Origin of the sequence: Streptomyces sp. NPDC058955 (assembly GCF_042741435.1) — a bacterium.
In the GTDB taxonomy this organism is placed as follows: domain Bacteria; phylum Actinomycetota; class Actinomycetes; order Streptomycetales; family Streptomycetaceae; genus Streptomyces.
In genome coordinates, this window is record NZ_JBHYKM010000042.1 from 36,236 (window position 1) to 48,391 (window position 12,156).

Annotated in this window: 11 protein-coding genes; 1 reads left to right on the forward strand and 10 read right to left on the reverse strand. The window is 75.6% G+C overall.

What is annotated here, in order from left to right; genetic code table 11:
- Positions 1 to 5 precede the first annotated feature (5 nt).
- The 6 genes from ACFW1I_RS18305 to ACFW1I_RS18330 all read right to left on the reverse strand — a co-directional run bounded on the left by ACFW1I_RS18305 (position 6) and on the right by ACFW1I_RS18330 (position 6,838).
- Positions 6 to 1,067 carry a glycoside hydrolase family 26 protein gene (locus ACFW1I_RS18305; RefSeq protein ID WP_384670861.1) on the reverse strand — a complete coding sequence of 354 codons (1,062 nt, stop codon included), beginning with the start codon at positions 1,065 to 1,067 and terminating at the stop codon, positions 6 to 8.
- Positions 1,064 to 1,486, reverse strand: a complete 423-nt coding sequence (locus ACFW1I_RS18310) for a hypothetical protein (RefSeq protein ID WP_384670863.1) — start codon at positions 1,484 to 1,486, stop codon at positions 1,064 to 1,066. The genes ACFW1I_RS18305 and ACFW1I_RS18310 overlap by 4 nt, the downstream gene beginning before the upstream one ends.
- Entirely contained in the window at positions 1,483 to 3,429 is a 1,947-nt protein-coding gene (locus tag ACFW1I_RS18315; RefSeq protein WP_384670866.1) for a hypothetical protein, read from the reverse strand. The genes ACFW1I_RS18310 and ACFW1I_RS18315 overlap by 4 nt, the downstream gene beginning before the upstream one ends.
- A gap of 114 nt (positions 3,430 to 3,543) precedes the next feature.
- On the reverse strand, positions 3,544 to 4,353 hold the full coding sequence (locus ACFW1I_RS18320; RefSeq protein WP_384670868.1) for a polysaccharide deacetylase family protein: 810 nt from the start codon (positions 4,351 to 4,353) through the stop codon (positions 3,544 to 3,546).
- Complete coding sequence (locus ACFW1I_RS18325; protein ID WP_384670871.1) at positions 4,350 to 5,618, reverse strand: glycosyltransferase; 1,269 nt, start codon at positions 5,616 to 5,618, stop codon at positions 4,350 to 4,352. The genes ACFW1I_RS18320 and ACFW1I_RS18325 overlap by 4 nt, the downstream gene beginning before the upstream one ends.
- A 128-nt stretch (positions 5,619 to 5,746) precedes the next feature.
- Positions 5,747 to 6,838: a GNAT family N-acetyltransferase gene (locus ACFW1I_RS18330; protein WP_384670873.1), complete on the reverse strand. Its 1,092-nt coding sequence runs from the start codon at positions 6,836 to 6,838 to the stop codon at positions 5,747 to 5,749.
- A gap of 110 nt (positions 6,839 to 6,948) precedes the next feature.
- Between ACFW1I_RS18330 and ACFW1I_RS18335 the strand changes: the two genes are divergently transcribed.
- A complete protein-coding gene (locus tag ACFW1I_RS18335; RefSeq protein WP_384670875.1) occupies positions 6,949 to 7,584 on the forward strand; it encodes a phosphotransferase in 636 nt (211 codons plus the stop codon).
- 3 nt (positions 7,585 to 7,587) lie between these two features.
- Here ACFW1I_RS18335 and ACFW1I_RS18340 read toward each other — a convergent pair whose 3' ends face one another.
- The 4 genes from ACFW1I_RS18340 to ACFW1I_RS18355 all read right to left on the reverse strand — a co-directional run.
- The gene (locus ACFW1I_RS18340; protein ID WP_384670878.1) at positions 7,588 to 8,268 is read right to left on the reverse strand and encodes a hypothetical protein; all 681 of its coding nucleotides are present in this window, start codon (positions 8,266 to 8,268) and stop codon (positions 7,588 to 7,590) included.
- 100 nt (positions 8,269 to 8,368) lie between these two features.
- Complete coding sequence (hutI, locus tag ACFW1I_RS18345) at positions 8,369 to 9,538, reverse strand: imidazolonepropionase (RefSeq protein ID WP_384670880.1); 1,170 nt, start codon at positions 9,536 to 9,538, stop codon at positions 8,369 to 8,371.
- A 52-nt stretch (positions 9,539 to 9,590) separates the two neighbouring features.
- Positions 9,591 to 10,931, reverse strand: coding sequence for a formimidoylglutamate deiminase (locus tag ACFW1I_RS18350; RefSeq protein ID WP_384670883.1), 1,341 nt, complete (start codon positions 10,929 to 10,931; stop codon positions 9,591 to 9,593).
- The coding region (locus ACFW1I_RS18355; RefSeq protein ID WP_384670886.1) for an allantoate amidohydrolase at positions 10,922 to 12,156 on the reverse strand (1,235 nt) is incomplete at its 5' end. The genes ACFW1I_RS18355 and ACFW1I_RS18350, both read right to left, overlap by 10 nt.

Genomic DNA, 12,156 nt, shown 5'->3' on the forward strand with positions numbered 1-12,156 from the left:
GGGTGTCACCGTCTCGGCAGGGGCTGCCGGAAGTACGGGTCCTGGCCCGCGGTCCGGTAACCCTGGAGTCCCGGGCCCGCGTTGACGGTGAGGTCGCAGCCGGGGCCGGGCACGGGCCGGTTCCAGTGCACGTACGCCTTGGCCTCGGGGAGGGTGGGGGCGACCTCGGGGATCCGCGCGTACCAGTCGCGCTGGCGGTCGGGGCGCTCCGGGTCGGGGGCGGTGGCGAACTCGGCGAGCATGATCGGCTTGCGGTCGGAGACGTTCTCCCGGAGCCAGTCGTAGGTGGGGCGCTGGCTGGCGTCGAAGTCGCGCCAGGTGTCGGTGCCGTGGCAGCGGTAGTAGTTGTACTGGTCCATGCCGATCCAGTCGACGTACCGGTCGCCGGGGTAGAGCCGCTTCATCTCCTCGGCCATGCCGAGGTAGCCGGAGACGGTCCACACCCAGACGACGTTGTCGGCGCCCAGCAGCCGGAAGCGGTCGTGCAGGTGCCGGTAGGCGGCGACGTACTCCTCGGGGGTGCCGGCGCCCTCCTTGATCCGGGCGTCGACCTCCTGGTCGAAGGAGAGGAAGACCCGTTTGCCGTACGCCTTGACGCGGCGGATCTGCGGGTCGACGATCTCGGCGTCGTACTGCCCGGAGGCGATGTTCTTCCAGCCGAGCTGGGTCTCGGTCCAGCCGGCGTGGTGGGGTTCCTTCCAGACCGTGGACTCCCACGCGAGCATCAGCAGCCGGTCGCGGCCGAGTTCGCGTTCGTCGTCGGTGAGGAGGGTGCCGTCGAGCGCGTTGCCCGACATGTCGTGGTACGTGTACACGAGGTCGAGCCTGCGGCCGATCTTGCGCTCGAAGGCGTGCACCGGCCGGGTGAGCGAGCCGTCCTGGTCGTAGGGGAGGTACGCGCCCCACCAGGCCCCGCAGGGGGAGACGAGCCGGGAGTCGGCGGCGCAGCGGTCGCCGCCCTCGGCGACGGTGGCCCACACCCCTATCCCGGCGGTCAGCGCGCCGACGGCGGCGAGGGCGACCGCGAGCCGTCCGGTGGCCGTGCCCCGGGCGTGCCGGCCGGTCACCGGCCCCCACCGGGCCCTCGTTCACGGGACAGGAAGGATTCGGCGCCGTCGGGTTCGACGGCGCCTCTGGTGGCGGCGGGCAGCGGCAGGCCCGGGAGGAGGGCGGCGACCGTGGTGAGGACGGCGAGCGGGACGAGGAAGGCGGGCACGGAGAAACCTCCGATCAGGAAGAGGACGGTGGCGGTGAGCGCGGCGAGGGCGAGGCTGAGCGGGGCGGCGAGCGCGAACGCCTCCAGGCGGGCGCCGGGCCGCAGTCCGCGCGGCTGCGGGTGGAGCAGGGCCAGGCCGGGGCCGAGGCAGACGAAGAGGAGGACGGGCGGCCAGCGGAGCACGGAGCCGTCGGGGAGCAGGGTCGCCGCGAGGGCGAGCCAGCCGGAGGCGGCGACGGCGGCCCGGGCCCGGTGCGAGGGCGTGGTCATGAGGCACCGCCTGCGGTGGTGGTCGACGGGGTGTAGGCGAGGACGATCCCGTACGGGTGCTCCTCGACGGTCCTGAACAGCGGGGACTCCTTGAGGCGGTCGCGGAGTTCGGTGAAGCCGCCGGGCGGCAGCAGCCCCTCGCCGGCGGTGTAGATGTCCTGGGTGCGGGTGAGGACGACGTGGGCGGTGGTGCCGGGCGGGATGCGGTCGGCGAGGTAGCGGGCCGGGTCGGCGAGCATCCGCTCGTTCTCGGGGAGTTCCTGCTCGGCGAAGAACCAGTGCTCGACCTCGTCGTAGCGGTGCAGCGCCTGCGGGAAGGAGCCGGAGGTGGCGAGGAGCAGCCCGCCCTCGGGCAGCCGGTCGATGGCGCGGGTGACGAGCGCGGACTCGGCGGGCGGGGTGTAGTACATGGCGTCCTTGCCGTAGTACGCGGGCAGGAACCCGGCGGTGAGGGCGAGCAGGACGGCCGGCAGGGCGACGGCGGCGGCCCGGCGGCGGACCAGGGCGCCGCGGCTGCGGCGGGCGCCTCCGGCGGCGGGCACGAGCGCGGCGGCGGCGAAGAACGCGGCCCCGGGCAGCCCGAAGAGGTAGACGCGGAAGAGCATCTCGCCGCCGTAGTCGTTGACGGCGAAGAGCGGTACGGGGGCGGCCGAGGCGAGCAGCAGCGGGAGCGCGCCGCGGGTGAGCCGGCGGCGGGCGAGGACGGCGATCCCGGCGCAGAGGACGACGGCGAGGGCCATGGCGATGCCGGCCTTGCCGGCGAGTTCCGGCCCGGGTCCGGTGAGTTGTCCGGCGTATCCGGCGCGGGAGTTCTGGGTGAGCCGGCCGATCGACTCCTTCAGGGTGCCCAGGGTCTCCAGGAAGAGCGGGCGGCCCATGGTGAGGTCCCAGGCGAGCATGATCAGGCCGGTGGTGGCGAGCAGGCCGAGGTTGCGGTAGCGGCGGGTGAGGCAGAGGGCGGCCAGGACCACGCAGAGCATCACCGGGGTGAGCTGGTGGACCGCGTTCACCGCCAGGATCAGCGGGGACAGGATCAGCACGCCGACGGCCCGCTGCCGGGTGGCGGTGGCCGGCGGCACGGTGGCCGCGGCCGGGTCGAGCGCCGTCCGGTCGCGCAGCCGTCCGGCGCTGCCGGGCCGGACGAAGTGGCGCAGGACGACGGCGAGCACGGTCAGGTGGAGGACGTAGGCGAGGCCCTGCGGGGCGAGGTAGTCCTGGCCGACCCAGTTGGCGAGCTGGAAGATCCAGACGGCGGTCCAGACGAGCCGCCAGTCCTCGGTGAAGGTGCGGTAGAGCAGCACCAGCACCGGGAGCAGGATCAGGCCGAGGACGATGGGCGCCCAGTTGAGGTAGACGGCGGTGGACTCGACGCCGAAGGCACGGACGAGGGCCGCGTTGAGGGTGAAGAAGCCGGGCCACTGGTCGTAGGCCGACATGTTCCCGGACAGGGCGGCGCCCGGGCGGAGTTCGCCGGCGCCGAGGATCGTGTTGACGACGGCGTCGTGCTTGGACGCCCACGGGTAGCGCACCGAGTCGTAGAGGACGGCGGGCGCCGCCTTGAGGGCGACGAGGAGGCCGACGCAGTAGACGAGCGGCCAGCCCGGCGAGGTCCCGGCGCGGCGCAGCGCCACCAGGAACCCGGCGGTGAGGACGACGAGGGAGGCGTAGAAGGGGACGGGCAGCCGGTCCAGGAGTCCGAAGTCGTCCATGGAGCGGAAGTCGACCAGGGGAAGCGACACCCCCCACAGGCCGAGGCCGGCGACCAGGAGGGCCGGGGTCAGCCAGGTCAGGGCGGAGGCGGGGGTGCGGCGGGGGCGCGGCTCGGGGGCCCCGGCGGCCCCGGCGGCCGTGGGCCCGGGCCCGGTCTCCCGGTCGGGGGCGGCGGGCCGGGGCGGCACGGCCCCCTCGCCGACCGGTGCCGGCTGCTGGTGGTGCTGTCGCACGTCGCGTTCTCCCCCCACTGTCCCCTCGGACGAAGCAAGGGAACGTACTGCGGTTCTGTCCTGGTACACAACTCCCGTCTCGTGTACGGGCTTTGTCGATCTTGTCGGGTTCGTTCAGCCCGCGAACTCCGGCCCCTTCACCAGCGCCCGCGCCCTGCGGTAGACCCGCCAGCCGACGGTGGGGAGCGAGTCGGGATAGGGGGCGGACCGGGCGCCGGTGCCCTCCATCCACGCCTCGACGTCGGCGGCGGTGTGGTCCCGGCGGACGATGAGCCGGGCGATCCGGAAGAGCTCGTCGGTCTCGGAGCTGAGCGCGTGCCGGACGGCGACGGCCGAGGCGTATCCGGCGGCCCGCGCGGCCCGGCGGACGGCGGGGCTGTTGTAGCCGTGCGGATAGGCGAGGTGGCGCACCTCGTGGCCGAGGACGTCCTCCAGCTCCGCCTTGGAGTCGCGCAGTTCGCTCCGGAGCGCGGCCGGCCGGAGGGTGTCGAGCTGGGGGTGGCTGACGGTGTGGCCGCCGACCTCCATCCCGTACTCCTCCAGGCGGGGGGCCTGCGCCAGGGTCATCATCGGCGCGGGCGGCAGCAGGCAGGGGCGGCCCGGGGCGAGGGCGCCGGTGGTGAGGTAGGCGGTGGCGGGCAGCGCCCGGCGGGCGAGCGCCTCGGCAGTCGGGCCGGCGAGGTCGGCGAAGCCGTCGTCGAAGGTGAGGACGACGGGCCGCGGCGGCAGCGGGGTACCGGCGGCGAGGTGCCCGACGAGCGCGCCGACGGTCAGCGGGGTGCGGCCGCTGGCGGTGATCGCGTCGAGGTGCGCGGCGAACCGGCGCGGGGTGACGGTGAATGCGGCGATCCAGGCCGGCGGGTCGTCCATCACCGGGTGGTAGAGGAGGACGGGGATGCGGGTGGCGAGGGGCGCGCCGCTCATCGGGCGCCTCCCCGGGAGAGCCGCGCCTTGAGGTAGCCCAGCGGCCCGTAGAGCATGCCGCGCCGCTCCAGGCGGGAGAGGGAGGCGGGCCAGGGGTGGTGGTGGGTGCCGTGCTCGCCGGGGACCCCGCCGCTGCCGCCGCCGCGCTCGGCGGTCATGGTCCGGGCGTGCGCGAGGCCGCGCGGCACCCGGGCGAGGAGGGCGGGCAGCAGGGCGGGGCGGCGGACCAGGGTGGCGGTGAGGTACGCGGTGAGGCCGGCGCCGTAGCCGTACGCCTGGTTCCTCAGGTCCTGCCAGGTCTCGCGGTGGTGGTGCCAGACGAGGGCCTCGGGCGTGTAGCGCAGCCGGTGCCCGGCGGCGAGGACGGCGACGAAGGCGTACAGGTCGTCGCCGCCCCTGGCCGGGGTCCCGGTGCCGGTGGCCGGGTCGAAGCCGCCCGCGCGGCGGAGCGCGGAGGCCCGGAAGGCCATGTTGGCGCCGGAGCCGAAGCTGCCCGCCGTGAACGGGAACAGCGGCTCGTCGGCGGGCGGCCTGGCCGGGTCGTACAGGCGGGGCGCGAAGCCCTTGGCGAAGCCGCCGTGGGACTCCAGCAGGATCTGGGCGGGGGTGGTGAGCAGGGCGGGCAGGATGAGGCCGGTGACACAGCCGAGGCCCGGGTCGGCGGCGAAGGGCGCGGCGAGCGCGCTCAGCCAGCGCGGGTCGGCGATCACGTCGTCGTCGGTGAAGGCCAGGACCTCGCCGCGGGCGGCGGCGACCCCGGCGTTGTGCGCGGTGGCGAGCCCGGGCCGGTCCTCGCGCACGTACCGCACGCGGTCCGCGTACCGCTCCGTGACCAGGTCGCGGGTGGCGGAGGTGCGGGGCGCGTTGTCGACGACGATCAGCTCGTGGTCGGGGTGGTCCTGGGCGAGCAGCGAGTCGAGCGCGCGGGCGAGGGAGGCGGGGCGCTCGCGGGTGGCGACGACGACGGAGGCGGGCGCTGTGGAGAGTGCGGGTCTCTGTTCCGTCGCCGCGGCCGACCGTTCGGCGTCGGAATGGAGAGTGGCGCTCTCCAGCAGCCGCTTCGCCGCGAGCGCGGCCAGGACCTCGGCCGGGTCCTCGCCCTCCTCGTAGCGGCCCAGGACCGTGGCCGCGGGGCGGCCGTCCACGCGGACGAGGGCGTAGACGTCGCCGGGGACGGGATTCTCCGCGCCGGGCGCGGGACGGAGCCTCGGCTCGGGCCCGCCGAGGTCCAACTCGGCCACCGATATTGCGGTCTTCTGGTTCAACGGGGGTCCCCCAGGGACGTGCGGTTCGAGTCCGGGTGCGGGCCGGCGGGCGGTCGCGCCCACCCGGCCCGCCGTGCGGGACGCCGTGCGGGACGCCGTGCGGGACGCCTGCCCACAGCCACCACGCGCTAGCGGTCTCCGCGCAGGCGGGCGACGGTGTTCAGGGCCTCGCGGGCCCGGGCGGCCAGGGCCGGGCGGTCGCGGACGTAGGCGTGGGCCGCGCGGACGGGCTCGCGGCGCAGCCAGTGCAGGGCGGTGCGCGGGTCGGGCCGGGTGACGGCCCCCTCGTACACGGTGATGTCCCCGGTCTTCAGGGAGTCCTTGTACTCGGCCGCGCCCCGCCCCAGGTCGAGCATCCCGATGCCGGCCGCCGCCGCGCCCTCGGCCATCCGGAGGTGCAGGACGAGGCCGGGGGAGTACTTGGCGTACTCGGGGTCGTAGGCGGGGAACCAGCAGGAGAGGACGGTCGCCGACCGCAGGCCGAAGTGGGCGGCGATCGGGCGGTCGCCGGCGTACAGCACGGACAGGACGCCGGAGCAGCCGGGCGTGCGCTGTTCGTGGAGGCGGCGGACCAGGGTGCTGATCCACTCCTGGGCGAAGCGGTCGCCCCGGCCGGTCCTGCGGTACTGGGCGGACTTCCAGGCCATCAGGGTGCGCAGGGCGGCCGGGTCGCGCTCGTCGAAGACGAACCGGACCTCGCCGTCGGCCTGCCGGCCCAGCTTCCGCTCCTTGGCGAGCGTGGTCTTCAGGAACTTCGGCGACTGGACGCGCAGCAGCGCCTCGTACGCCGCGTACCCCTCGCCGACGTCGACGACCGGCGAGGCGAAGGACTCGTCGGCGGCACCCTCGAAGACGGGCTGGCCGGTCTCCAGGTTGTCGTACTCCCAGACGACGAGCCCGCAGGCCCGGAGCAACGCCCGGGCGCCGGGCCGGAGTCCGGGGCGGAAGACGCCGCCCTGACTGTCGGAGACGCCGAACCCGATGGCCGTCCCGCGCCCCAACGGGCCCTTCTCGTACGGGAAGAAGCCGACGGGTTCGCCGTCCTCCCACCACACCGCGACCCGCGCGCGGGGCCGTACGGCGCCGACGGCGAGGGTGAACTCCGGTTCCATGAACGGGTTGGCGGGGGCGCCCGACTTGGCCCTCAGCTCCCGCCACGCCTCGATCTCGCGCTCGCCCAGCTCCCCCGGCCGCACGCTCCGCACACGCCAAGCACTCACCTAGCCGACCCCCCGGTCATCCCCCTGAGTACTGCCAGGACAGGACGGTACCGGCCCGAACCCCTCCCCGGCAGGCATACTCGCCCTTTGGATCACGGAGGGGGACTTTGGTGAACAAGAGGCTTGTGGGGCAGGGGCGTTCGGCCGACGTGTACGCGGTCGGCGACGACGGGCGCTGGGTGCTGCGCCGCTACCGGGACGGCGGCGGCACCGCCCGCGAGGCACGGCTGATGACCCGCCTGGCCGCCGCCGGCTATCCGGTCCCGGCGGTCCGGGAGGCGGCCGGGCCCGATCTGGTGCTGGAGCGGCTGCGGGGCCCTTCGCTGCTGGACGCGCTGCTGACGGGGGCGTACGAGCCCGCGGCGGCCGGGGCGCTGCTCGCCGGCCTGCTGGACCGGCTGCACGCGCTGCCGGGCCGGGTGGTCCACCTGGACCTGCACCCGGGGAACGTGGTGCTGGCCGAGGGCCGGGGGCCGGTCGTCATCGACTGGCGCACGGCGGAGGAGGACGCGGAGCCGGGGCTCGACCGCGCGATGTCGGCGCTGATCCTCGCCGAGGTCGCCGTCTCCGCCGCCCCGTACGCCCCCGGCGCCCGGGCGGGCCTCGCCGCCCTGCTCGCGGCCCTGCCCGGCCCGCTGCTCCTGGCGGACGCGCGGGCGCGCCGGGCCGCCGACCCGCACCTTTCGGCGGCGGAGGTCGGCGCGCTCGGCGCGGCGGAGGAGCTGGTGCGGTCGCTGACCGGGTGACGGTCAGGACGTGGGCCAGTAGATCTCCGGCTCGCGCTCCACGAGGGTCACGTGCACCTCCGGCGACGCGGGGACCCCGAACGGTTCGGCGGTCACCAAGGTCCGGTAGGCGGTCACGTCGACGGCTGCGGAGGCCAGACGGCCGTCGGGGCGCGGGAGGCGCAGGTCGATCCGGGCCACGGGCTGGCCGGTGTGGTCCCGCATCTGGTAGATGCGCGCCGCCGGGTAGCCGAGGGCGATCAGGCGGGCGCGCAGCTCCGCGTAGTCGGCCGGGCCGGTCGTGAAGGCGCGGGTGATGTACCGCTGGTGGGTCCCCCCGACGCACTCCCCGATCAGGCCGAGGGGCGTCTCGGGGAAGGAGTCGCCGATCCGGTTGATCCCGTCGCTCGTGGCGCTCACACCGCTCGTGCTCATCGTCCGGGCCGGCAGGCAGGAGTCGAGGATGTTCCCGGCCCACTTCTGGAACCGGGCTTCCGACGCACTCGCGCTCCGCCACGGCAGGAGCTTCGCGGCCGAAGGCCTGGTGGCGGGCGTCAGGGCGGCCTTCGCGGCGGCCTTCGCGACCGGGGCTCCGGGGGCGGGCGTCGCGGCGCTCGCGGCACCGGTGCCGCCGACGGCCAGGGCGAGGGTGGCGCCGAGGACGGCGGCGGTGACGGTCTTCGAGAGGCGCTGAGGAGTTCGCATGCAGGAATCATGCGGGCGGCGCCGGACCGCCCACATGAGTAGCCGTACTCATCGTCTCCCGTGCTCAAACGCAGTGCACCTGTGTGGTTCTGGCACGGGGTCAGACGACGCGCACGCCCCTGCGCCACACCTCCGCGACCAGCGGCACACCCGGCCGGTAGGCGAGGTGGACGTGGGAGGGGGCGTCCAGGACCGCGAGGTCCGCGCGGGCGCCGGGCGACAGGCGGCCGACGTCGGTGCGGCGGAGGGCCGCCGCGCCGCCCGCCGTCGCGGACCAGACGGCCTCGTCGGGGGTCATGCCCATGTCGCGGACGGCGAGGGCGACGCAGAAGGGCACGGAGGAGGTGAAGGAGGAGCCCGGGTTGCAGTCCGTGGAGAGGGCCACCGTCACGCCCGCGTCGAGGAGCCGGCGCGCGTCCGGCCACGCGGCGCGGGTGGAGAACTCCGCGCCCGGCAGGAGCGTCGCGACCGTGTTCCCCGAGGCCAGCGCCTCGACGTCGGCGTCCGTGAGGTGGGTGCAGTGGTCGGCACTCGCCGCGTCCAGCTCCACCGCGAGCTGCACGCCGGGGCCGTACGAGAGCTGGTTGGCGTGGATCCTCGGAAGGAGGCCCTTCGCCCGGCCGGCGGTGAGGATCGCGCGGGCCTGGTCGCCGTCGAAGGCGCCCTTCTCGCAGAAGACGTCCACCCAGCGGGCGTGCGGGGCGCAGGCGTCCAGCATCGGGCCGGTGACCAGGTCGACGTAGGCCGCCGGGTCGTCGGCGAGGTCCGGGGAGACGATGTGCGCGCCGAGGTAGGTGACCTCGTCGGTGTGCTCGGCCGCGATGCGCAGGGCGCGGGCCTCGTCCTCGACGGTCAGGCCGTAGCCCGACTTGGTCTCGAAGGTGGTGGTGCCCTGGCGGAGCGCCTCGCGCATGAACCGGGCCACGTTCGCGGACAGTTCGGCGTCGGTGGCGGCGCGGGTGGCGGCGACCGTGGTGCGGATGCCGCCGGCCTGGTAGGGCCGGCCGGACATGCGGGCGTTGAACTCGGCGGTGCGGTCGCCGGCGAAGACGAGGTGGGAGTGGGAGTCGACGAAGCCGGGGAGGACGGCCCGGCCTCCGGCGTCGACGCGGTGGTCGGCGGCCGGGGCCTGAGCCGCCGGGCCCGCCCAGGCGACCGTCTCGCCGTCCAGGACGAGGGCGGCGTCCTCGACGAGGCCGAGGGGGCCGTCGCCGAGGGCCGGGTCGTTGGTGACCAGGCTGCGGATGTTCGTGAGGACGGTGGTCGTCATGGGTGCGCTCCGGTGGGGGCTGGGGTTCGGGTGCGGGCCGGTGACCGGGCGGTCAGCTCCTCAGGGCGGCGATCGCGTCGGCCAGGGCGCCGGCCGTGTCCGGTACGGAGACGTGGACGCCGTCCCGGACGACGGTCCTGCCGCCGACGACCACGTGCCGGACGTCCGCCGCGGTCGCCGCGAAGACGGCCGTCTCGGGGGCCAGGCGCGGGACCGGGCCGGCGGTGCGGACCGAGTCGAGGGCGATCGTCGTGAAGTCGGCGAGGGCGCCGGCCTCCAGGGCGCCGGCGTCGTCCCAGCCGAGGGCCGCGTGGCCGTCGGCGGAGGCGGCGCGGAGCAGCGCGGCGGCGGTCCAGTGGCCCCGGACGTGGGTGCGCAGCCGCTCGTTCAGCTCCATGGCGCGCGCCTCCTCCAGGAGGTCGACGACCGCGTGGCTGTCGCTGCCGAGGGAGAGCGGGGAGCCGGCCTTCTGGAGGGCGACGGCGGGGCCGATGCCGTCGGCGAGGTCGCGTTCGGTGGTGGGGCACATGCAGGTGCCGGTGGAGGTGGCGCCGACGAGCGCGATGTCGGCGTCGGTCATGTGGGTGTTGTGGACGCCGGTGGTGCGCGGGCCCAGGACGCCGTGGTCGGCGAGGAGCCGGGTCGGGGTGACGCCGTGGGCGGCGTGGCAGGCCTCGTTCTCGGCGGTCTGCTCGGAGAGGTGGACGTGGAGCGGGGCCCGCCGCTCCTCGGCCCAGCGGGCGACGGTGGAGAGCTGGTCGGCGGGGACGGCCCGGACGGAGTGGATCGCCGCCCCGACGCGTACGCCGTCCCGGTCCTTCAGCGCGCTGACCCGCTCGGCCCACTTCTCGGCCGTGCCGTCGGAGAAGCGGAGCTGGTGGTGCTCGGGGGCGGCGCCGAAGCCGGAGGAGAGGTAGGCGGTGTCGAGGAGGGTGATGCGGATGCCCGCCTCCCGCGCCGCCGCGATCAGCGCCTCGCCCATGGCGTTGGGGTCGTCGTAGGGGGTGCCGCCGGGGGCGTGGTGGAGGTAGTGGAACTCGCCGACGGCGGTGATGCCGGCCAGTGCCATCTCGGCGTACACGGCCCGGGCGAGCGCGAAGTACGAGTCCGGGGTGAGCCGCTGGGCGACGCCGTACATGACCTCGCGCCAGGTCCAGAAGGTGCCGGAGCCGACCTGGACGGTGCCGCGCAGGGCCCGGTGGAAGGCGTGGCTGTGGGCGTTGGCGAGGCCCGGGATCGTGAAGCCGCGCAGGACGACCGCGCCGGGCGGCGGGGTGTCCACCCCGGTCCGGACGGCGGCGATCCGGCCGTCGCCGGACACGTCCAGGGCGACGCCCGGCTCGGCGTAGGTGCCGAGCCAGGCGTGCTCCAGCCAGTACGTCGTCAGCGGCACGCCAGCTCCTCCAGTACGTCGGCGAGTGCGCGGACCCCGGCGACGCAGTCGTCCTCGGCCGCGAACTCGGCCGGGGAGTGCGAGACGCCGGTGGGGTTCCGTACGAACAGCATGGCGGTCGGGATCGACTCGGACAGGATGCCCGCGTCGTGTCCGGCGCCGGTGCCGAGGACGGGGGTCTTCTCGCCGAGGACGCGGCTCAGCTCGTCGCGCAGGGTGTGCGAGAAGTCCACGACCGGGGTGTACGACTCCTGGACGACGGCGAGGTCGATGCCGTGCCGGTCGGCGTACGCGCGGGCGGCGGCCTCGACGCCGGCGGTGACGGCGTCCAGGGAGCCCTGGTCGGCGGCGCGGGCGTCGAGCCAGCCGCGGACCATCGACGGGATGGCGTTGACGCCGTTCGGCTCGACCGCGATCTTGCCGAAGGTGGCGACGGCGCCCGCGAGTTCGGCCTCGCGGCGGGCCGCGAGGACGGTCTCGGCGTACGTCAGCATCGGGTCGCGGCGGTCCACCAGCCGGGTGGTGCCCGCGTGGTTGGCCTCGCCGGCGAAGTCGTACCGCCAGCGGCCGTGCGGCCAGATGGCGGAGGCGATGCCGACGGCGTCGCCGGACAGGTCCAGGGCGCGGCCCTGCTCGACGTGCAGCTCGACGAAGGCGCCGATGCGGGCGAGCCGCTCGGGGTCCGGCCCGATCCCCTCGGGGTCGTGGCCGGCCGCCTCCATGGCCTGCGGCAGGGTGATGCCGTCGGCGTCGCGGAGCTCGTACGCCTGCTCCTTCGTCAGCCGGCCGGCGGTGAGGCGGGAGCCGACGCAGGCGAGGCCGAAGCGGGCGCCCTCCTCGTCGCCGAAGTTGACGATGGCGAGGGGCCGCCTGAACGAGACGCCGCGGGCGCGGAGTTCGTCGAGGGCGGCGAAGGCGGAGACGACGCCGAGCGGGCCGTCGAAGGCGCCACCGTCGGGGACGGAGTCCAGGTGGGAGCCGGTGACGACGGCGTCGCCGGCCGTCGGGTCGCCGAGCCAGGCCCACTGGTTGCCGTTGCGGTCGGTCTCGACGTCCAGGCGCCGGGCCTCGGCCTGCATCCGGAACCAGAGCCGGCAGTCGGCGTCGGCGCCGGTCCAGGCGTAGCGGCGGTAGCCACCGGAGGCGGGCGGGCGGCGGGGGGGGCCCCGCCCCCCCCCCCCCCCCCGCGGGAGGGGCGCGGACCCGCGCGCGCGCCCGCGCCAGC

Coding starts and splice junctions, on each gene's coding strand:
- ACFW1I_RS18340 (WP_384670878.1), bottom strand. CDS start 8,268: ATGCGAACTCCTCAGCGCCTCTCGAAGACCGTCACCGCCGCCGTCCTC.
- ACFW1I_RS18320 (WP_384670868.1), bottom strand. CDS start 4,353: ATGAGCGGCGCGCCCCTCGCCACCCGCATCCCCGTCCTCCTCTACCAC.
- ACFW1I_RS18310 (WP_384670863.1), bottom strand. CDS start 1,486: ATGACCACGCCCTCGCACCGGGCCCGGGCCGCCGTCGCCGCCTCCGGC.
- hutI (WP_384670880.1), bottom strand. CDS start 9,538: ATGACGACCACCGTCCTCACGAACATCCGCAGCCTGGTCACCAACGAC.